Below are 20,244 nucleotides of genomic sequence, written 5' to 3'. Positions count from 1 at the left end.
TTGTGAAGAGAACCGACGACCGACTCCTGCCCCTCGTACTGCTCGGCGCCCAGACCGCCGTGTGGCCGGGGACGGACCTGATACGCGGAAGCGTTCCGGCGGGATCCGCACTTCTCGTGACGGTCCTCGTCACCGGGACGGTGACGGCGGCGCTCTGCCTGCGCCGTTCGAAACCGGTGACCGCCCTCGTCCTGACCGTCGCCGCCTGCGCCCTGGGAGCGGGATCCCTGCCCACCGGGGCTACGGCCGTACTGGGGACGGCAGGCGTGGCCCTGGCCCTCTTCACCGTGGCCGACGAACGCGACGCCTTCACCACCGTGCTGTGCGTGACGGCCCTCGGCTCCTGGCAGGCCCTGTACGGCCTCACCCCGCACGGGTTCAGCGACCGCGACGGACTCGATGTCGTCCTGACGGTCGCGCTGTACGCCACCGCGTCCGCCGCCGGAATCCTGGTGCGGCGAGACAGGCTCGCCCGGCGGGCCGCCGAGCAGGTGCTGAAGCGGGCCGAGCACGAGCGGCATCGGCTTCCGGCGATCGAGCGGCAGCGGTGGGGGCAAGTCGGACACGTCGTCCTGACGGCGGACGGCACTCGGGGCGGCCCGCCGGATCCGGCCGCCCATGCTCGGCATCGCCTGTCGCCGGGCTGCCGCAACGGCCGTCACGGCCATTCCGTAGGTACAGGCTCGGCGCCCACGTCCCGATCTCCGGGGCCCGGAGTGACGCTCCGACCCCCGGAGAGGGCGGTGACTACTTCTTGAGCCTCTCGTGCACCGCGACGGCTGTCATCAGGTGGCCGACGGCGTTGGGGTGAGCGGAACCGGACGTCCGCGGCAGCAGCGGGTTGATCCACTGCCCGGACGGGGGCCGGCACATGTCGTGACCCCGGAACACCGAGGAGGTGTCGACGAACTCGACCTGCCTCAGGAGGGCGGACATCTCCAGCATGAGGTTCAGCCGGTTCGTGGTCTGGTGGAGCCAGGTGACGTCACCCTTGGCCAGCGGCACCGAGGAACCGCAGGCGCTCCCGTCGGCGGGGAACGGGTTGGGGTAGCCGACCACGACGACACGCGCCCGGGGACTGCGCCGCTTGATGTCGGTGAGCATGTCGGGCAGACGCGTGCTCAGCCTGGCGAAGCCCGCGTCGACCTCCTTGGCCGCCACGTCCCGGCAAGGAGTTCCCTCCCGGGTGGTGAGCCCGGCCAGGACGCATCTGGTGAGCACGTCGGAGAAGCCGAGGTCGTTGCCGCCGAGCGTGACGGTCACCAGGTCGGTGTCCTGGGTGAGGGCATGGACCTGGGGTGCGGCCGACCCCTCGTGGTTCCACAACGAGCGCGTGGTGGCTCCGCCGCACGTGACGTCCTTGAAGACGGCAGGTTTGTACGTCTCGGCGACCCACGCCGGGTAGCTGCCCGTGGAGCGCATGCACGTCTCGTCCGTCTGCCGGGGCAGGCCTGTTCCTGCGGCGTAGGAGTCACCGAGGGCGACGTAGTGCTTGAAGGATCCCTGCCTGGAGACGTCGGTCGCGGCGGCCGGAGCCGCCCCGGACGTCAGCAGCGAGGCGGTGAGGGCAGCGGCCATGACTACCCCTCTGCGGATCTTCGAGTACGGGTGAGAATGAGCCATGAAGTCCCCTTGAGGTGGAAAGAGGCCGCACGAGTCGGCGGCCCTTCCCTGGGCACGCGACGCGTACGGACGTGTCCTTCGCCTCTACGACCGCGGCACGCACCGGGTTCAGGCCTGGCGAACTTCCTCCGCCACTTCACCCTTCTCCGCCAACAGCCGCCCCGGGTAAGGCCGTTATCCACGGCACCCGGCGATCCTGCGGCCGACAACCGGACGCACGGCATCCGACCACCGACGGACGTGCTCCTCCGTGTACGGGTGGGCCCGGTGCTGTAGGCGCTACGGCCGGAGGCGGCGTCCGCCGAAGCGCTGAATCGTCCCGCCCACGCAGTCCTTCAGGCCGGTTGACGCCCTGCTAATGTCCCGATCGGTAGGCGGGAGGTGGACGACGGGGTCCTCCGCTCCGATCACCCGCACCGCTCCTCGTTCTCCGTTCCGGCGAACTGTGCGGACGCGGCAGAGGTGGCAGCGGTCGTGCGGGGCGCGGACGGGGTGGCGTCCGGTGTGGGTCATCGAGCCCACGGCGCATCTGTCCGCGCGGGAGCGGACCGCTCATGTGCCTACGGACATGTGCGTGTGAGGAGCGCCGCCGTCGGGCGGCTCTTCCGGGGGTACGGTGACCGCTGTGGGGGAGTCGCTTGACTTCGCGGTGCTGGGTCCGCTGGTGGTGCGGCGGGCGGGCGCGGTGCTGGACATGGGGCGGCGCAGGCAGCGACTGCTGCTGATCCGACTCCTGCTCGCCGAAGGCCACGCGGTCGATCCCGAGACGCTGTGCGAGGAGTTGTGGCCACAGCCGTCAGGGCGGGCACCGGGTGGGGCGATGGCGTCCCTGCACGCCCACGTCAGCAAGGTCCGCGCGATTCTGGAACCCCGGCATCTGCGCGGGCGGCGCTCGTTCGAAGTGCTGGTCACCGAGCCCCTGGGCTACGCCCTGCACATCCCGCCGGACAGCCGGGACACCGTACGCTTCGAGCGAGACCTGGCCCAGGCGCGCCGGTCGATGGACCGGGGCCGGTCCTCGCGCGTCGTGGAGGAGACCGAAAGGGCTCTGGAGATGTGGCGCGGTGCCGCGCTCGCCGACGCCGCCCCCTATCTGTTCGCCACTCCTGAGGCCGCCCGCTTGGAGGAACTGCTACAGACCGCCCGGGAGCTCCGCACCACCGCCCTGCTCCTGGACGGACAGACGCAGAAGGCCGTGGACGCCGCGCGGGAACTGACGACGCAGCATCCTTTGCGGGAGACCGGCTGGGATCTGCTGTTGCGTGCCCTGTACCTGGCCGGCAGGCACCCCGAGGCGCTGCAGCGTTATACGGACCTGTGCAGACACCTCTCGGACGAACTCGGCCTCGAACCCGGGCCCTCACTGCGCGCCCTGCACCACGGCATCCTCCGCCACGACCTGCCACCGCTGCGCTCGACCGACGCGGCGAACACGACGGGCACGGCGACCGCCCTCGCGGGCAGCCGCGGTTCGGGTCGTCCGGCCGGGGTCGCGGCCGGACGACCCAGACGAGACGGCAGCCGTCGGCGCACGGCAGGCAGGCGCGGTCCACGATGTCACGCGGTCCGGGCCGAACACCGGTGTGACACCGTCCGGTGCGAGGAGAAATCCGGTCGCGGGCGACGGCAGGAGCAGGTCTCCACGGGCTGTACGTCCGGCGCAGTTGCCCGGTGATCTGGCGGTTTTCGCGGGGCGGGAGACCGAGGGCGCCTGGCTGTCCGCCGTGAGCGGAGACCCAGGTCCGACCGGTGCTCCCGTCGTCGTCATCGGCGGTGCTCCCGGTGTCGGCAAGACCACCTTCGCCGTCCACCACGCCCACCAGATCGCCTCCTCCTTCCCCGACGGACAGCTCTTCGTCAACCTGTGCGGGTTCCACCCCCACGCACCCGCCGTCGAACCCGGTGTCGCCCTGCACGGCTTCCTCACCGCCCTCGGCGTCCCCGCCCAGGACATCCCCGAGGACACCCCCGGCCGCAGCACCCTCTTCCGCAGCCTCCTCGCCGACCGGCGGATCCTCCTCGTCCTGGACAACGCCCGCGACGAACAGCAGGTCCGTCCCCTGCTGCCCGCCGGCGACGGCTGCTTCACCCTGATCACCAGCCGCAACCGACTCACCGGCCTGATCACGTCGGAAGGCGCCAAACCCCTCACCCTCGCACTGCCCTCTCAGTCCGAGGCCCACGAGACGCTGGCACGGCGGCTGGGGACGGAACGGCTCGCCGCCGAGCCCGCCGCCGCGGCCGACATCATCCGCCTGTGCGGACGACTGCCCCTGGCACTGGCCGTGGCCGCCGCCCACGCCGAGTACGAACCCGCCTTCCCCCTCCGCGCCATCGCCGACGATCTGCGGGCGCACAGCGGCCTGGACGCGTTCACCGCCTCCGACGCCACCACCGACGTCCGCACCGTGTTCTCCTGGTCCTACCGGTCCCTGGACGGATCCGCCGCACGCCTCTTCCGCCTCCTCGCCCTCCACCCCGGCCCCACATCACCGCCCCGGCCGCCGCCGGCCTCACCGCACTCCCCCTCCACCGGACACGCCGTCTCCTCGCCGACCTGACCCGGTCGTGCCTCGTCGGACAGCCGCTGCCCGGCCGCTACACCCTCCACGACCTGCTGCGCGGCTACGCCACCGAACTCACCCACACCCACGACGACACCGACGAACGCCACGCCGCCACCCTCCGGGTCCTGGACCACCACATGTTCACGGCCTACGAAGCCAACCTGCTGTTCAAGCAGGACTCACTGCCCGGACTCGACCTCGGCTCCCCCGCCACGGGCGTCGTCCCGGAGACGTTCGCCACCATCGAACAGGCACGCCGATGGTTCACCGCCGAACACCGGGTACTGGCCGGCTTGCTGCAGACCGCCGTCAGCCAGAAGCTGGACCACTGGGCCACCAGCCTCGCGTGGACGCTGAAGGAGCACCTGTACCGCCAGGAGTACTGGCCCGAGGCGATCACCGCGCTGACCCCCGCCCTGGAAGTGGCACAGCTCCAGGGCGACCGTTTGAAGGAGGCGCGCTGCCTGCGCCACCTCGGTAGCATCCACATCTGTCTGGACCACCGGAGGCGGGCTCTGGATCACCTGGAACGCGCCTCCGCCCTCTTCGAGGAACTCGGCGTGGCCGGCGAACAGGTTCGCGCCCTGTTCGTGACGGCGATGGCGCTGTTCCGGTTCGGCCGGCACCGGGAGGCGTTGGCTCCCGCCGAGCAAGGACTCGCGCTGGCCCGATCTACGGGGAACAAGCTGTGGACGGCCGAGTGCCTCAACGGGCTCTCCTGGCTGCACTCCAACCTGGGGCGGCCCGGGAGAGGCCTCGTGTACGGCGAGGAGGCCATCGCCCTCTACCAGCGCCTGGACGCCCCGTGGCAGGAGGCCCAGTGCTGGGACAGCGTGGGCTACGCCCTCCATCGACTCGGCCGGTACGAGGAGGCGGCAGCCACCTACCGGCGGGCGCTGGACGCCTTCGAGGAACTGGAGGACCACCGGAACGTGGTCGGCTCGCTGATGCGACGGGGCAACACCCGTCTGGCCATGGGCGACCGGGAGGCCGCACGCACGGACTGGGTCAACGCGCTCGCCGATGCCGAACGACAGGATCTGTCCCACAGCGCCCGGGAGATCCGAGACCGGCTCACCGCCCTGGACATGGATGCGGGCTCCGTACCCGTCCCGCCGCAGAAGGGCGTCGGCAATCGCACGGCGCCGGTTCCGACAGGCGCTGATTCTGCGCACCAGTCACCCGGGGCGGAGATTCACCGGCAGTAGGAGCTGTCTCCGTCCGAACTCGGCGAGCCATCGCTTCACCAGGTTCAGCCAGCAGGACACCATCGGCGCGAAATGCCGAGGGGAATCCGGAAGACCGGTGTGTCCTCACACGACTACCTGTTCTCGGCGGACGCGCGGGAAGTCATCGACGCCGAACTCGTCGGCTCGCGACGCGAACGCCCTGATCCGGTCGTTCCCGTCGGGTCCGAGGGGCCTACGCGCCGTCGGCGCCGCGGAGCGCCCCCTGGCGGACACGAGGACGTGCCGGGAGCGGGCGGCATGGGTCGGCAAGCGGCGCGACAAGGAGACGACAAGGTTTGGCAAAGGGGTCCCGCCGAGTGTTGAGCCACTCACCCGCGCAAGTGGGAGAGCACGCCACGGAACACTCGAACAGAATTGAGCACCACCCATGAACGGGACCATGGAGGCGGGGGCGGCCACCCTCGCCTCGACTCGGGCACATGCCCGGCACGTCGCTTCGGACGCCGACTGCGACGCCTTCATACGAGACATCTACGAGCAGTACGGCCCTCTGCTCATCCGGTACGCCGCGCGGCTGCTGGACGGCGACTGGCACAGGGCTGAGGACATCCTCCAGGAGACCGCGGCGCGCGCCTGGAAACACGTCCGGCTCTTGAGCACCCGCGGCGAACACATCCGGCCGTGGCTGTTCACCGTGGCCAGGAACCTGGTCATCGACCACCACCGGGCCCGCCAGGTCCGGCCGCTGGATCTGATGGCGGTCGAGGATCTGGACGCCTCCTGGGACGGCACGGAGTCCACGATCACCTCCCACGCGGTGCTGGAGGCACTGCGGGAGCTGAAGGAACAGCACCGGACCGTCATCCGCCTCATGTACTCCCTGGAATGCAGCGTGGCCCAGGTGGCCGAGCACCTCGGCATCCCGCCCGGCACAGTCAAGAGCCGTGCCTTCTACGCCGTGCGGGCGCTGCGCAAGTCCTTGGAGAAGCAGGGCGTACTCGGCGTGTAGTCACGGCACGGACGGGCGATGCCGGCCCGGTCATCCACGGTCCGCGTCGCCGCCGGACGGGTCCTGACGTCACCGTCCCGTCCGGTGCCGCTCCCCGGGCGGTTCCGCTCGGCCCCGGGGTGTCGGCATGTCGGGGATGGTCCGTCGCCACCGAAGTCGAGGGGAGGAACCCGGAGAGTCCGGTCTCACGACGATGGCGCATGAACTCGTCAGGCACCGCTGCCCGGCTCCACCCACCTGGTGGGAATCGTGAACCGCCCCGGAGGGTTCTGCTCGGAAAGCAGTGACACCCAGGCACTCAAACGCCCTTGTCGTCTTGCCCTGCTTCTGTCCGGAGCCGTTCGAACGACATGGGCGTCTCGATGATCAGCCCCACTACGGACCGGCTCGCGACCAGCGGCGCACGAGGTCGCCACGGACCCGATACGCCCGTCGTCTTCTTCGCTCGCCCTCGCCAGAGAGGTCGTGATCGCATCACCCTGCCCCCGGACCACGGCGGAACCGGATGGTCAGGAGCGATCTCCGGACTCGTTGCCGAGGAAAGCCCGCTGCGGCAGAAACGGCACGGGACAAGCTGCGGCCCGGCCCCGGACCGCCCCCTGCCGCCACCTCTCCGTGCCGAGTGGATGCCGGCCCCCGGGCTTTTCGCGATCACCGAGCTCCGCCTCGTCCAGGAAGGACCGCTCGGCCTCTTGGCGACAGCTCCTCGGCCGCCGTTCTCATCCGGCAGCCGGCCCGTCCCTGCGGATACCGCAAGCCTCCGGTGACACCGCAGTCGGCGGTCACCCCCTCCGACAGCACGAGTCCCACCTCGTCAGGCCCTGTTCTCCGCCTGGAACATCCAGCTCTGCTTCTCCAGTTCGGCCGTCAGCCCGATGAGGAGATCCTGGCTCACGGCGTCCACCGGACCAGTCTCCTCGATCCGCTGCCGCACCCTCCCGATGACCGCGGAGAACGTACGCACCAGGGCATCGACAGCGTCGCCGTCCTTCGTCCAGCCTGACGGGAAAGCAGGCACGCCGCTGGTGCCCGCGATGGTGACCGCCCGTCCGTCCGGACTCACTCCCAGCGCAGCCGCGCGTTCGGCCACCGTGTCCGCGTGGCCACGTGCGATCGAGGCAACCTCGTCGAGCTGGACGTGGACTGATCGAAAACGCGGGCCGTACAGGTTCCAGTGCGCCTGCTTGGCCACCAGGGACAGGTCGAGCAGGTCGACCAGGGTCGCCTGGAGGGCCGCGCCGGCGATCTCGCGGTCGCCCTCGGGCAGCGGGCTGTTGATCATCGTCATTAGGTCTGTGGTCCTTCGGGAATGGCGCTGGCATCCTGGCAAGGAGGCGGACGGGTTGCCGTCTAGATGAACCGGCCATCGCACGCACCCGTCTGGAGCTCCGATGGCCTCGACGCTATGTACGGCCGCAGGCCCCGAGGGGTTCAGCTCCTCCGGCATACGGTCGTGCATGTCGCACGACGCCCGGTCATCACCGATGCCTCCGGACCGACCGGCGCGCGCTCCACCGCTGCGGCCACGCAGCACCGATCACGAGTCCGGCCGTGCTCGAGAACCGCCCTCCGGCCCATCGGGAGCGGCGACGACCTCAAGCCCTTTCCCGAGCACCGGAGCCATGGCGGCCCCTGACACAACACGCACCGGACACCCCACCTAGCGTCACGGAACGTCACTACCGAGAAGCGGATGGGGCAGGGGCAGCTGACAGCCCGGCAGCCAGCGCCCCAGCCAGCTCAACGTGCCTACGACCACACAGCTGAGGGCTCCATTCGACGGTCACCAATCACGCATGACGACCCATCAGAAACCGCGCCGTCCGTGCGTCAAACGTGCGTCACATGCGTCGAATATGCGTCAAGATATCGCACCTAACGCACGTAACGCCCATAACGCACACTCGGAGAAACGGCAGGTCAGCGGCCCTTCTCGGCAGGCTCAAGGATCGCGACGCACTCGACATGGTGCGTCATCGGAAACAGATCGAACACCCTCAGCGTCCGCACCCGGTACCCCCCGTCCCGGAAGTACCCCAGGTCCCGGGCCAGGGCCGCCGGGTCGCAGGCGACGTAGGCGATGCGGCGGGCGCCGAGGGAGGCGAGGTGCTTCACCGTGGCGCGGCCCGCTCCCGCGCGGGGCGGGTCCAGGACGATCAGGTCGACCTCGGAGATGCCCGTCCGCGGCAGGACCGACTCGACCTTGCCCTGCTCGATCCGGACCCGGGGGAAGTCCGCGAGGTTGTGGCGGGCGTCCTCCACCGCGCGCTTGCCGGACTCGATGCCGAGGACCGCGCCCTGCTCGCCGAGGCGGTCGGCGAGTGCGCCGGCGAAGAGGCCGACCCCGCAGTACAGGTCGAGCGCCATCTCGCCCTTGCGCGGCAGCAGGCCCTGCATCACGGCCTTGACCAGGGTGTCCGCCGCCTGCGGGTGGACCTGCCAGAAGCCGCCGCTGCCGACGCGGTGGGTGCGGCCGTCGGCGCGCTCGCGGACGAAGGGGCGGCCGTGGACCCGGTGGATCCCGCCGTCCTTCTCCTCGACCCGCATCACCGACACCGGCTTGTCCAGCTCGACGATCGGGAGCCGGGCCCCGGGACGCGGGGTGAGGATCACCTGGCGGTCCTGCGAACCGGTCGCCGCGATGGCCTCGACCGACTCCATGCCCGTCCAGTCCCGCTGCTCGATGCCGAGTTCGCTGACGCCCTCCGCGGCGATCATGCAGTGCTCGACGGGCTCTACCTCGTGCGAGCGGTGGCGGCGCAGCCCGGCCCGTCCGCTCTCGGGGTCCACCGCGTACTGGACGCGGGTGCGCCACTGCGGGACCTGCCCGGCGGGCAGCTTGTCGCCCTCGGCCGGCATCACCGTGCCGTCCCAGCCGGCCTCCTCGGGCGTCAGCCCGGCGAGCCTGGCGAGCTGCTCGGTGACGACCTCGCCCTTCATCCTGCGCTGGGCGCCCGGCTTGGCGTGCTGCCAGTCGCAGCCGCCGCAGCGGCCGGGACCGGCGTACGGGCAGGGCGCCTCGATGCGGTCCTTGGAGGCGTCGAGCACCTCGACGGCGTCGGCGCGCAGGAAGCGGGAGCCCTCCTCGCCCTCGGTGACCCGGGCCAGGACCCGCTCACCGGGGAGGGTGTGCCGTACGAAGAGCACCTGGCCGTCCTCGGTGCGGGCGATGCAGTGGCCGCCGTGCGCGACGGGCCCGACCTCGACCTCGAACTCACGCCCCACGAGCGACCCCGCCTGCGACTTCTTCGGTTCTGCCTGCATGGCGGGGTGACTCCAGATGCGTAAGGGGACGGGCCGGGACAACAGCCGACCAGTCTACGACTGTTTCGAGGACTCCTTGGTCCGCTCCACCGCCGGGCCGCGCCGTACGGAGCCCGGCGCGGTCCAGTCCTGCCGCTTGCGGGCCCGCTTCTTGGCGGCCTCGGAGGACTGGAGCTGGTAGGGCACCGAGGTGACCATCACACCCGGGGTGAACAGCAGCCGGCCCTTCAGGCGCAGGGCGCTCTGGTTGTGCAGCAGATGCTCGTACCAGTGGCCCACGACGTACTCGGGGATGATCACCGAGACGGCGTCGCGCGGGGACTCGCGGCGCAGGTTCTTGACGTACTCGATGATCGGCCGGGTGATCTCGCGGTAGGGCGAGTCGAGGACCTTCAGCGGGACGTCGATGCCGCGCTTCTCCCACTCGGACTTCAGCGCCTTGGTCTCCACCGGGTCGACGTTGACGCTGAGCGCCTCCAGGGTGTCGGTGCGCATCAGCTTGGCGTACGCGAGGGCGCGCAGCGTGGGCCGGTGGATCTTGGAGACCAGGACGACGGAGTGCACCCGGGAGGGGCGGACGCTGTCGTCGCTCGGGCCCTCGGGGGCGGCGATCTCGGCGGAGACCCGGTCGTAGTGCTTCCGGATCGCGCTCATGACGACGTAGAAGATGACCATGCCGAGCAGGGCGACCCAGGCGCCGTGCGTGAACTTGGTGACCAGGACGACGACGAGCACCAGGCCGGTGAAGAAGGCGCCGAAGGCGTTGATCGCGCGGGAGCGGACCATGTGGCGGCGCTTGGCCTGGTCGGTCTCGGTGCGCAGGTGCCGGTTCCAGTGCCGGACCATGCCGATCTGGCTGAGCGTGAAGGAGACGAAGACACCGACGATGTACAGCTGGATCAGCCGCGTGGAGTCGGCTCCGTAGATCCACACCAGCAGGGCGGCGGCGCCGGCCAGCAGGACGATGCCGTTGGAGAAGGCGAGGCGGTCGCCGCGGGTGTGCAGCTGGCGGGGCAGGTAGCGGTCCTGGGCGAGGATCGAGCCGAGCAGCGGGAAGCCGTTGTACGCGGTGTTGGCCGCGAGGAAGAGGACCAGGGCGGTGGCGGCGGCGAGCAGCACGAAGAAGAAGGTGCCGTCACCGAAGACGGCGGCCGCGACCTGGGAGATGACCGGGTCCTGGACGTAGTCGGCGCCGACCGGAACACCGTTGTGGACGAGGTCCTTGGCCGGGTTCTCCGCCATGTGCACATCGGTGGCCATGGCGAGACCGATGATGCCGCAGAACATGGTGACCGCGAGCAGGCCCATCATGGCGAGGGTGGTCGCCGCGTTCCGCGACTTGGGCTTGCGGAAGGCGGGGACGCCGTTGCTGATCGCCTCGACGCCGGTGAGCGCGGCACAGCCGGAGGAGAAGGCGCGCAGCAGCAGGAAGACCAGGGCGAAACCGGCCAGGCCCTGGTGCTCGGGCTTGATCTCGTAGTCGGCGGTCGGGGCCTTCATGGTCTCGTCGAGGACCAGCCCCTGGAAGGCGCCCCAGGCGATCATGATGAAGACGCCGGCGACGAAGACGTAGGTCGGGATCGCGAAGAGCTTGCCCGACTCCTTCACCCCGCGCAGGTTCATCAGGGTCAGCAGGACGATGATGCCGACGGCGCACAGGACCTTGTGCTCGACGACGAACGGGACGGCCGAGCCGAGGTTCTCCACGCCGGAGGAGATGGACACGGCGACCGTGAGGACGTAGTCGACGAGCAGGGCGCTGGCCACGGTGAGGCCGGCCCGGGGGCCGAGGTTGGTGTTGGCGACCTCGTAGTCGCCGCCGCCGCTCGGGTAGGCGTGCACGTTCTGCCGGTAGGAGGCGACGACCGTGAACATCAGGACCACGACGGCGACCGCGATCCAGGGGCTGAAGTGGTACGCCGACACGCCCGCGATGGACAGCACCAGCAGGACCTCGCCGGGCGCGTAGGCCACGGAGGACAGCGGGTCGGAGGCGAAGACGGGGAGTGCGATGCGCTTCGGCAGGAGCGTTTCCCCAAGCCGGTCACTGCGCAGTGCGCGCCCGATCAGAATCCGTTTGGGCACGTCGGTCAGTTTGGACACAACAGAGGATCGTAAGCGTTCGAACGCGCTGCCGCCCACCCGCCACCCCCTATCCGCACAGCACCTGCCCACCGGGTGAAATCGCGGGGCGCGCGGCTGCGGATTTCGTGGCGCACGGCGTCGGCGTGCCTATATGACAAAACCCGTTGATTCCCACCGCCGTTGCCGTCCCCGGAGGCTCCATGCACACCACCGCCCAGCTGATCGGCGCCGCCGCTTCCCTCGTCGGCCTCGGATTCCTGACTCTCGCCAGCGTCCGCAGCATCAGCCGCCGTTGATCGGTCCCGATCCCGCGGCAACCGTGCACAGGGGTGCCGACGTCCTACCGCGCGTGTGTAGCTTGGGCGTCGATCTGAGACCCTGATCTGGCTGAGCAGAACTCTTGACGTTGGAAGGACGGTCGTGCACATCGTCATCATGGGCTGCGGACGAGTGGGATCCGCTCTCGCCCAGACCCTGGAGCAACAGGGGCATACGGTCGCTGTGATCGATCAGGACCCCACCGCCTTCCGCCGGCTCGGCCCCGGGTTCGGCGGCCGCCGGGTCACCGGGATCGGCTTCGACCAGGACACCCTGCGCGAGGCGGGGATCGAGGAGGCCGGCGCCTTCGCCGCGGTCTCCAGCGGCGACAACTCCAACATCATCTCCGCGCGGGTGGCCCGAGAGATGTTCGGCGTCGAGAACGTCGCGGCGCGGATCTACGACCCCCGCCGTGCCGAGGTCTACCAGCGTCTGGGCATCCCGACCGTGGCCACGGTGCGCTGGACCGCCGACCAGATGCTGCGCCGGCTGCTCCCCTCGGGCGCCGAGCCGCTGTGGCGCGACCCCACCGGGGGCGTCCAGCTGGCCGAGGTGCACACCGCCGCCTCCTGGGTGGGCCACAAGATCAGCAAGCTGCAGGAGGAGACGGGCGTCCGCGTGGCGTTCCTGACCCGCCTCGGCGAGGCGATCCTGCCCAGCTCGCAGACGGTGTTGCAGGAGGGCGACCTGGTGCACGTGATGATGCGCACCGACGAGGTCGACAAGGTCGAGGCCGTGTTCGCCAAGGGTCCCGAAGAGGAGGGCGGTCACTGATGAGGGTCGCCATTGCCGGTGCCGGTGCCGTGGGCCGCTCGATCGCGGGCGAACTGCTGGAGAACGGCCACGAGGTCCTGCTCATCGACAAGGCGCCGACCGCGATCTCGGTCGAGCGCGTGCCCCAGGCGGAGTGGCTGCTCGCCGACGCCTGCGAGATCACCTCGCTGGACGAGGCGGCGCTGCAGCGCTGCAACGTGGTGATCGCCGCGACGGGCGACGACAAGGTGAACCTGGTCGTCTCCCTGCTGGCGAAGACGGAGTACGGCGTTCCGCGCGTTGTCGCCCGCGTCAACAACCCCAAGAACGAGTGGCTCTTCAACGAGTCCTGGGGCGTCGACGTGGCCGTCTCCACCCCGCGTCTGATGTCCGCCCTGGTCGAGGAGGCGGTGAGCGTCGGCGACCTGGTCCGGCTGCTGCGCTTCAGCCACGGCGACGCCAACCTGGTGGAGCTGACCCTGCCCGAGGAGTCGGCCCTGGCCGGCACCCAGGTCGGGGACGTGGAGTGGCCGCAGGACACCTCGCTGGTCACCATCATCCGCGGCACCCGGGTGCTCACGCCGACCCGGGAGGACTCGCTGGAGGCGGGCGACGAACTGCTGTTCGTGGCCGCGCAAGCCCGCGAGGAGCAGCTGGAGGACCTGCTGTCGGTGCGCCGCGAGGACGCGAAGGGCTGAGCAGCGGGCCGTACGACGGCGAAGGGCGCCCCGGGAGATCCCGGGGCGCCCTTCGCGTGGTCCGTGTGGTTCGGCCGGCGCGGTCCGTGCGCTTGAGGCCGGCGCGCAATCCGTGCGCTTGAGGCCGGCGCGCAATGCGTGCGCTTGAGGCCGGCGCTGGTTCCCACGGTTCAGCCCGCGGCGCGACCCGTACGGTTCGGTCGGCGGCGCGGCCCATACGGTTCAGTCGGCGGCGCGGGCCGCGGCCTTCCGCTCCTTCTCCGCCTTCTCCGCCGCCTCCATCTCCGCGAACACGTCGATCGGCGCGGGCGCCTTGGCGAGGAAGACCCAGGTCAGCCAGACGGCCAGCAGGAACGGCGGGATCTTGAGGGCGACCAGCACCCAGCCCAACTGGGTGGTGTCCGCCCACCAGTAGAGCGGGAAGAGGATCGCGCACTTGGCGAGCAGGATCGCGCCCCAGGCGTAACTCGCCTTGGAGTACGCCTTCTTGCGCCCCGGGTTCCGCTTGCGCCAGGAGAGGTTCTCCTTGAAGACCGGGCCGAGGATCACGCCGATCAGCGGCACCCCGCACAGCGTCGTGATGATGTACGCGAGGCCCAGGCCCAGCGTGTAGAGCATGCCGGGGAGGTAGAAGTCCTTGGCGTTGCCGGTCATCATCGCGAAGACGACACCGAAGGCGACGCCGAAGACCCCGCTGAAGGCGTGCTTGAGGGTGTCCCGCTTCACCAGGCGGACGACGACCAGCAGCAGGGAGACACCGAGGGCGGCGATCGCCGACAGGTGCAGGTCCTTGTTGATCGTGTAGATGGTGACGAAGAGGAGACCGGGCAGCACCGTCTCGACCATGCCGCGCACGCCGCCGAACGCCTCGAACAGCGCGGCCTCCGTCACCGCCCGGGCGTCCCGCTCCGCGTCTGCGGTGGTGTCTTCGGTCGGCTTGTCGAGCGACGTCACCGGCTACTCCCGTCCGAGGGGTCTCAGTTCGTATTTCGGGTTGAACAGCACCCGGCGGCCCCGGCTCATCGAGATCCGGCCCGATGCGATCAGCTTGCGCCCCGGCTCTATCCCCACGATGGAGCGTCTGCCGAGCCACACCACGTCCAGCGCGGCGGAACCGTCGAAGAGCTCGGCCTCCAGGGCCGGTACTCCGGCCAGCGGCCGCAGGGTGACCGTGCGCAAGGTACCAGTAACGGTGACTATCTGTCGGTCGTGGCAGTCACAGATACGGATGCAGCCGGCGGTCGCGGCGTCCTCCCGCAGTTCCTCGGACTCCAGGTCCTCCTGCGACGAGGAGAGCCGGTCGAGCATGCGCCGGAACCGGCCCACCGGCTTCTCGGAACGAGGAACAGAACTCATGTCTGAAGCGTACCGGGGCACGCCAACACCTACGTACCCACCGGGTCGGGCGCTCGAACCGGCGGCGGAGGCTCCGGACTTGCCTAATAGCTATAGGCAGATTCATAATCTATCTAGGTAAAGGAAAGGATGTCATGGTACGTGCGGGACTCACCCCGGAGCTGCTCACCCGGGCCGGGGCGGAACTGGCCGACGAGGTCGGCTTCGACCAGGTGACCGTCTCGGCGCTGGCCCGGCGGTTCGACGTCAGGACCGCCAGCCTGTACTCGCACCTGAAGAGCTCCCACGACCTCAGGACCCGGATCGCCCTGCTCGCCCTGGAGGAGCTCGCCGACCGGGCGGCCGACGCCCTCGCGGGCCGGGCAGGCAAGGACGCCCTGGTCGCCTTCGCCGACGTGTACCGCGACTACGCCCGCGCCCACCCCGGCCGCTACGCCGCCGCCCGCTACCGCCTCGACCCCGAGACGGCCGCCGCGAGCGCGGGCGTACGGCACGCCCAGATGACCCGGGCGATCCTTCGCGGCTACGACCTGACCGAGCCGGACCAGACCCACGCCGTCCGCCTGCTGGGCAGCGTCTTCCACGGGTACGTCGACCTGGAGCTGGCGGGCGGCTTCAGCCACAGCGCCCCCGACAGCGAACAGTCCTGGTCCCGCGTCCTCGACGCCCTCGACGCCACCCTCCGCAACTGGCCCGCCCCCTGACCCCGTACGCAGAAAGGCGGAACGCGCGCACCATGCACCCCACCCCTCTCACCGCCGGCCTCGTCCGCGGCGCCCTGGACCTGGAGCGCACCGAGCGCGGTCTGCTGCCGCACCGGCTCCCCGCCAGGGCCCGCGCCCAGTGCTCCGACCCGCAGCTGGCGATGGTCGAGTCCCAGCCCTCGGGCGTCCGGCTGGCCTTCCGCACCCGGGCCACCGCTCTGGAGCTGGACACCCTGCCCACGAAGCGGAACTACGTCGGCGTCCCGTCCCGCCCCGACGGCATCTACGACCTGCTCGTCGACGGCGAGCTGACCGAGCAGGCCGTCGCCAGGGGCGGCGACACCCTCGTCGTCGACCTGGCCACCGGCTCCACCGAACGCCACCGGGGCCCGGCCGCCACGCTGTCCTTCTCCGGGCTGCCGGACCGGGACAAGGACGTGGAGATCTGGCTGCCGCACAACGAGACCACCGAGCTGCTCGCCCTGCGCGCCGACGCCCCCGTGGAGCCGCTGCCGGACCGCGGCCGCAAGGTGTGGCTGCACCACGGCAGCTCCATCAGCCACGGCTCCGACGCGACCAGCCCCACCGGCATCTGGCCCGCCCGCGCCGCGGCGCTGGCCGGCTGGGAGCTGATCAACCTGGGTCTGGGCGGCAGCGCCCTCCTCGACCCGTTCACGGCCCGCGCGATGCGGGACACCCCGGCCGACCTGATCAGCGTCAAGATCGGCATCAACCTGGTCAACCTCGACCTGATGCGGCTGCGCGCCTTCGCCCCGGCCGTGCACGGGTTCCTCGACACGATCCGCGACGGCCACCCCGACACCCCGCTGCTGGTCGTCTCCCCCATCCTGTGCCCCATCCACGAGGACACCCCGGGCCCGGGCGCCTTCGACCCCGAGGCGCTCGGCGAGGGCCGGCTGAGGTTCGTCGCGACCGGCGACCCCGCCGAGCGGGCGGCCGGAAAGCTGACGCTCACCGTGATCCGCGAGGAGCTGGCCCGCGTGGTGGAGCAGCGCCGGGCCGACGACCCGCACCTGCGCCTGCTCGACGGCCGCGCCCTGTACGGCGAGCGCGACCACGCCGAACTGCCGCTCCCCGACGCGCTCCACCCGGACGCCGCCACGCACCGCCTCATGGGCGAGCGGTTCGCCGAACTGGCCTTCCGGGACTGAGCCGGGCAGGCCGACCGGGCGGCCCGCGGTCAGCGTTCGAAGCGGTAGCCCATGCCCGGCTCGGTGATGAAGTGCTTCGGGTGGGAGGGGTCCGCCTCCAGCTTCCGCCGCAGCTGGGCCATGTAGACCCTCAGATAGTTGGTCTCCGTCCCGTAGGACGGCCCCCAGACCTCCTGGAGCAGCTGCTTCTGGCTGACCAGCCGTCCGGCGTTGCGGACGAGGACCTCCAGCAGATGCCACTCGGTGGGGGTCAGGCGGACGTCCGCGCCGTCGCGGTTGACCTTCTTGGCGGCCAGGTCGACGGTGAAGGTCCCGGCGTCGAGGAGGACCTCCTCCTCACCTCCGCCGACCGGCTCGGCGCGCCGGACCGCCGCGCGCAGCCGGGCCAGCAGCTCGTCCATGCCGAAGGGCTTGGTGACGTAGTCGTCGGCGCCCGCGTCGAGGGCCTCGACCTTCTCGTCGGAGGAGTGGCGCGCGGACAGGACGAGGATCGGCACCCGGGTCCAGCCGCGCAGCCCCCGGATCACCTCGACGCCGTCCATGTCGGGCAGACCGAGGTCGAGCACCACCACGTCGGGGTGGCGGGCGGCGGCGAGCTGGAGGGCGGTGGCGCCGTCGTGCGCCGCGTCGACCTCGTACTTGCGGGCCTTGAGGTTGATCACAAGGGCGCGCACGATCTGCGGCTCGTCGTCGATCACGAGCACCCGGGTCATGAGGCCTGCCTTTCGGGTTCCGGTACGTCGGCGGGGACAAGCTTCTCAGCGGCCGCGCGCAGGGTCAGCACCATGGTGAGCCCGCCGCCGGGGGTGTCCTCGGCGTGCAGGGTGCCGTCCATGGCCTCGGCGAAGCCGCGGGCCACCGCGAGGCCCAGGCCGACGCCGGCGCCGCGGGGCGCGTCACCGTACCGCTGGAAGGGCGCGAAGATGCGCTCCTTGCCGTCGTCGGGGACGCCGGGGCCGCGGTCCACGACGCGGACCTCGACACGGTCGGCGAGGGCGCTGGCGGAGACCAGGACGGGAGTGCCGGGCGGGCTGTACTTGACGGCGTTCTCGACGACGTTGGCGACCGCGCGCTCCAGCAGTCCGGGGTCGACGGCGACCATGGGCAGCGTCTCGGGGACGTCCAGTTCGACGCTGTCCTCGGGGACGCCGCCGAGCGCCATGGGCACGACCTCGTCGAGGTCGATCTCCCGCACGATCGTGCTGACGGTGCCGGTCTGGAGCCGGGACATGTCGAGGAGGTTGCCGACCAGGTGGTCCAGGCGGTCGGCACCCTCCTCGATCCCGGCCAGCAGTTCCGCCTCGTCCTCCTCGGACCACGCCACGTCGTCGGAGCGCAGGCTGCTCACCGACGCCTTGATCCCGGCGAGCGGGGTGCGCAGGTCGTGGCTGACGGCGGCCAGCAGCGCGGTGCGGATGCGGTTGCCCTCGGCGAGCGACCGGGCCAGGTCGGCCTCCTCGCGCAGCCGGCGCCGGTCCAGGACGACGGCGGCCTGCGCGGCGAACGCGGCCAGCACCCGCCGGTCCTCGGCTGGCAGCACCCGGCCGGTCAGGGCGAGCGCCATGTGGTCCCCGACGGGCATGTCGACGTCGGCGTCCTCCGGCCGCTTTACGGGCCGCCCGGTGCCGACGCGTCCGGCGCAGGTCCACGGATCGACGTCGCCGGCCCGCTCCAGCAGGGCCGCGGACTCCATCCCGAAGGTCTCCCGGACCCGTTCCAGCAGCGCCTCCAGGCTGGTCTCGCCGCGCAGCACGTTCCCGGCGAGGAAGGAGAGGATCTCCGACTCGGCGCGCAGCCGGGCCGCCTGATGGGTGCGGCGGGCGGCGAGGTCGACCACCGAGGCCACCGACACCGCGACGCCGACGAAGATCGCCAGGGCGACGATGTTCTTCGGGTCGGCGATGGTGATGCGGTGGACGGGCGCGGTGAAGAACCAGTTCAGCAGCAGGGAGCCGAGCAGGGCCGAGGCCAGCGCGGGGAGCAGTCCGCCGATCAGCGCCGCGGCCACGGTCAGGGCCAGGAACAGCAGCATGTCGTTGGTCAGACCGAGGTGGGCGTCGACGTTGGTCAGCAGCAGGGTGAGCAGCACCGGGCCACCGACCCCGGCCAGCCAGCCCCACACCAGGCGGGACCGGCCGAGCCGGGCGCCGCGCGCGACGGGCAGTCCGCGCCCCTTGGCGACGGCCTCGTGGGTGACGATGTGGACGTCGAGGTCGGGCCCCGACTCCCGGGCCACGGTCGCCCCGACCCCCGGCCCGAGCACGTACTGCCAGCTCTTGCGGCGCGAGGAGCCGAGCACGATCTGGGTGGCGTTCACCCCGCGCGCGAAGGCCAGCAGCGCAGCCGGGACGTCGTCCCCGACGACGTGGTGGAAGGTGCCGCCGAGATCCTCGGCCAGGGTCCGCTGCACCGCGAGTTCCTTCGGCGACGCCGAGGTGAGCCCGTCGCTGCGGGCGATGTAGACGGCGAGCACCTCGCCGCCGGCGCCCTTCTCCGCCAGCCGCGCGGCCCGCCGGATCAGCGTGCGCCCCTCCGGGCCGCCGGTCAGACCCACCACGATCCGCTCCCGGGAACCCCAGATGCGCGAGACGTGGTGCTCCCCGCGGTACTCCCGCAGGTACTCGTCCGCCCGGTCCGCCACCCACAGCAGCGCCAGCTCCCGCAGCGCCGTCAGGTTCCCCGGCCGGAAGTAGTTCGACAGCGCCGCGTCGACCTTGTCCGGCCGGTAGACGTTGCCGTGCGCCAGCCGCCGGCGCAGCGCCTGCGGGGACATGTCCACCAGCTCGATCTGATCGGCCCGCCGCACGACCTCGTCGGGCACCGTCTCCTGCTGCCGCACCCCCGTGATCGACTCGACGACGTCGCCGAGGGACTCCAGGTGCTGGATGTTGACGGTCGATATGACGTCGATGCCGGCCGCGAGGAGTTCCTCCACGTCCTGCCAGCGCTTGGCGTTGCGCGAGCCCGGCACGTTGGTGTGCGCCAGCTCGTCGACGAGGGCGACCCGGGGGCGGCGCGCCAGCACCCCGTCGACGTCCATCTCCGTGAACGACGCGCCCCGGTAGGCCAGCTCCCGGCGCGGGACCTGCTCCAGACCGGCGAGCATCACCTCGGTACGCGGCCGGCCGTGGTGCTCGACGAACCCGACCACGCAGTCCGTGCCGCGCTCCAGCCGCCGGTGCGCCTCCGAGAGCATCGCGTACGTCTTGCCCACACCCGGTGCCGCACCGAGATAGATCCGAAGCCTGCCGCGTCCCATGTCCTCATTGTCTTCCGGTCGCCACTCCACGCAGCGTCGACCTTACGACCAGCAAAACGGACATAAGGCACCGGGTGCGGCGACCGGGGCGCTTTTGACGCAACCCTGACGCACCACGTCCGGCGGCCGGCCCGGAGGAGGCCGGCGGCCCGGGCACGCGCTCACCTCGCTGTCCTCCGGTTGACCCCTGCACACGCCACGCTTCCCTACGCTGGGTTACGTGCAGCGCCTCTATGACTTTCTCCG

17 protein-coding genes are annotated in these 20,244 nt (G+C 71.0%); 9 read left to right on the top strand and 8 right to left on the bottom strand.

Translation table 11 applies throughout. The features are described from left to right. Positions 1 to 2: 2 nt before the first annotated feature. Positions 3 to 758, top strand: a complete 756-nt coding sequence (locus ABT296_RS29130; protein ID WP_351931655.1) for a hypothetical protein — start codon at positions 3 to 5, stop codon at positions 756 to 758. Here ABT296_RS29130 and ABT296_RS29125 read toward each other — a convergent pair. Then, positions 748 to 1,578 (bottom strand): SGNH/GDSL hydrolase family protein, encoded by an 831-nt coding sequence (locus ABT296_RS29125; RefSeq protein ID WP_351931654.1) that lies wholly within the window; start codon positions 1,576 to 1,578, stop codon positions 748 to 750. The genes ABT296_RS29130 and ABT296_RS29125 overlap by 11 nt on opposite strands. 670 nt (positions 1,579 to 2,248) lie before the next feature. Between ABT296_RS29125 and ABT296_RS29120 the strand changes: the two genes are divergently transcribed. From ABT296_RS29120 to ABT296_RS29105, 4 genes are all read left to right on the top strand, one after another. Continuing rightward, positions 2,249 to 3,298, top strand: a complete 1,050-nt coding sequence (locus tag ABT296_RS29120) for an AfsR/SARP family transcriptional regulator (RefSeq protein ID WP_351931653.1) — start codon at positions 2,249 to 2,251, stop codon at positions 3,296 to 3,298. Positions 3,299 to 3,347: 49 nt separating this feature from the next. Beyond that, positions 3,348 to 4,184: an NB-ARC domain-containing protein gene (locus tag ABT296_RS29115; protein WP_351931652.1), complete on the top strand. Its 837-nt coding sequence runs from the start codon at positions 3,348 to 3,350 to the stop codon at positions 4,182 to 4,184. Between the two features lie 143 nt (positions 4,185 to 4,327). Continuing rightward, on the top strand, positions 4,328 to 5,398 hold the full coding sequence (locus ABT296_RS29110; RefSeq protein WP_351931651.1) for a tetratricopeptide repeat protein: 1,071 nt from the start codon (positions 4,328 to 4,330) through the stop codon (positions 5,396 to 5,398). Between the two features lie 409 nt (positions 5,399 to 5,807). Continuing rightward, positions 5,808 to 6,389, top strand: a complete 582-nt coding sequence (locus ABT296_RS29105; protein ID WP_351931650.1) for a sigma-70 family RNA polymerase sigma factor — start codon at positions 5,808 to 5,810, stop codon at positions 6,387 to 6,389. Between the two features lie 814 nt (positions 6,390 to 7,203). On the opposite strand, the gene ABT296_RS29100 is transcribed toward ABT296_RS29105, so the two are convergent. The 3 genes from ABT296_RS29100 to ABT296_RS29090 all read right to left on the bottom strand — a co-directional run bounded on the left by ABT296_RS29100 (position 7,204) and on the right by ABT296_RS29090 (position 11,756). Further along, entirely contained in the window at positions 7,204 to 7,677 is a 474-nt protein-coding gene (locus ABT296_RS29100) for a Dps family protein (RefSeq protein WP_351931649.1), read from the bottom strand. Between the two features lie 632 nt (positions 7,678 to 8,309). Further along, a complete protein-coding gene (locus ABT296_RS29095) occupies positions 8,310 to 9,653 on the bottom strand; it encodes a class I SAM-dependent RNA methyltransferase (protein WP_351931648.1) in 1,344 nt (447 codons plus the stop codon). 54 nt (positions 9,654 to 9,707) lie between these two features. Next, positions 9,708 to 11,756, bottom strand: coding sequence for an APC family permease (locus tag ABT296_RS29090; RefSeq protein ID WP_351931647.1), 2,049 nt, complete (start codon positions 11,754 to 11,756; stop codon positions 9,708 to 9,710). A gap of 402 nt (positions 11,757 to 12,158) precedes the next feature. On the opposite strand from ABT296_RS29090, the gene ABT296_RS29085 reads away from it, so the two are divergent. Further along, on the top strand, positions 12,159 to 12,830 hold the full coding sequence (locus ABT296_RS29085) for a potassium channel family protein (RefSeq protein WP_351931646.1): 672 nt from the start codon (positions 12,159 to 12,161) through the stop codon (positions 12,828 to 12,830). Further along, complete coding sequence (locus tag ABT296_RS29080) at positions 12,830 to 13,507, top strand: potassium channel family protein (RefSeq protein ID WP_351931645.1); 678 nt, start codon at positions 12,830 to 12,832, stop codon at positions 13,505 to 13,507. The genes ABT296_RS29085 and ABT296_RS29080 overlap by 1 nt, the downstream gene beginning before the upstream one ends. Before the next feature lie 222 nt (positions 13,508 to 13,729). On the opposite strand, the gene ABT296_RS29075 is transcribed toward ABT296_RS29080, so the two are convergent. Then, positions 13,730 to 14,461 (bottom strand): DUF3159 domain-containing protein, encoded by a 732-nt coding sequence (locus ABT296_RS29075; protein ID WP_351931644.1) that lies wholly within the window; start codon positions 14,459 to 14,461, stop codon positions 13,730 to 13,732. A gap of 3 nt (positions 14,462 to 14,464) precedes the next feature. Next, positions 14,465 to 14,863 carry an OB-fold nucleic acid binding domain-containing protein gene (locus ABT296_RS29070; RefSeq protein WP_351931643.1) on the bottom strand — a complete coding sequence of 133 codons (399 nt, stop codon included), beginning with the start codon at positions 14,861 to 14,863 and terminating at the stop codon, positions 14,465 to 14,467. Positions 14,864 to 14,997: 134 nt separating this feature from the next. Here ABT296_RS29070 and ABT296_RS29065 point away from each other — a divergent pair, with 134 nt between their 5' ends. Next, on the top strand, positions 14,998 to 15,567 hold the full coding sequence (locus ABT296_RS29065) for a TetR/AcrR family transcriptional regulator (protein ID WP_351931642.1): 570 nt from the start codon (positions 14,998 to 15,000) through the stop codon (positions 15,565 to 15,567). 32 nt (positions 15,568 to 15,599) lie between these two features. Beyond that, positions 15,600 to 16,739, top strand: coding sequence for a GDSL-type esterase/lipase family protein (locus ABT296_RS29060; protein ID WP_351931641.1), 1,140 nt, complete (start codon positions 15,600 to 15,602; stop codon positions 16,737 to 16,739). A 29-nt stretch (positions 16,740 to 16,768) separates the two neighbouring features. Here ABT296_RS29060 and ABT296_RS29055 read toward each other — a convergent pair whose 3' ends face one another. After that, entirely contained in the window at positions 16,769 to 17,452 is a 684-nt protein-coding gene (locus ABT296_RS29055) for a response regulator (RefSeq protein WP_351931640.1), read from the bottom strand. Beyond that, on the bottom strand, positions 17,449 to 19,998 hold the full coding sequence (locus tag ABT296_RS29050; protein WP_351931639.1) for a DUF4118 domain-containing protein: 2,550 nt from the start codon (positions 19,996 to 19,998) through the stop codon (positions 17,449 to 17,451). The genes ABT296_RS29055 and ABT296_RS29050 overlap by 4 nt, the downstream gene beginning before the upstream one ends. Between the last annotated feature and the right edge of the window lie 246 nt (positions 19,999 to 20,244).

It is taken from the genome of Streptomyces sp. NPDC000983, assembly GCF_040299205.1.
GTDB lineage: Bacteria > Actinomycetota > Actinomycetes > Streptomycetales > Streptomycetaceae > Streptomyces.
The sequence above is the reverse complement of the archived record's forward strand: the minus strand, read 5'-3'. Positions and strand labels throughout refer to the sequence as shown.

Bases quoted from the DNA above. Each gene is read 5' to 3' on its own strand.
- ABT296_RS29105 (WP_351931650.1), top strand. From the start codon at position 5,808: ATGAACGGGACCATGGAGGCGGGGGCGGCCACCCTCGCCTCGACTCGG.
- ABT296_RS29070 (WP_351931643.1), bottom strand. From the start codon at position 14,863: ATGAGTTCTGTTCCTCGTTCCGAGAAGCCGGTGGGCCGGTTCCGGCGC.
- ABT296_RS29125 (WP_351931654.1), bottom strand. From the start codon at position 1,578: ATGGCCGCTGCCCTCACCGCCTCGCTGCTGACGTCCGGGGCGGCTCCG.
- ABT296_RS29060 (WP_351931641.1), top strand. From the start codon at position 15,600: ATGCACCCCACCCCTCTCACCGCCGGCCTCGTCCGCGGCGCCCTGGAC.
- ABT296_RS29050 (WP_351931639.1), bottom strand. From the start codon at position 19,998: ATGGGACGCGGCAGGCTTCGGATCTATCTCGGTGCGGCACCGGGTGTG.
- ABT296_RS29065 (WP_351931642.1), top strand. From the start codon at position 14,998: ATGGTACGTGCGGGACTCACCCCGGAGCTGCTCACCCGGGCCGGGGCG.
- ABT296_RS29110 (WP_351931651.1), top strand. From the start codon at position 4,328: ATGTTCACGGCCTACGAAGCCAACCTGCTGTTCAAGCAGGACTCACTG.
- ABT296_RS29100 (WP_351931649.1), bottom strand. From the start codon at position 7,677: ATGACGATGATCAACAGCCCGCTGCCCGAGGGCGACCGCGAGATCGCC.
- ABT296_RS29055 (WP_351931640.1), bottom strand. From the start codon at position 17,452: ATGACCCGGGTGCTCGTGATCGACGACGAGCCGCAGATCGTGCGCGCC.
- ABT296_RS29080 (WP_351931645.1), top strand. From the start codon at position 12,830: ATGAGGGTCGCCATTGCCGGTGCCGGTGCCGTGGGCCGCTCGATCGCG.
- ABT296_RS29095 (WP_351931648.1), bottom strand. From the start codon at position 9,653: ATGCAGGCAGAACCGAAGAAGTCGCAGGCGGGGTCGCTCGTGGGGCGT.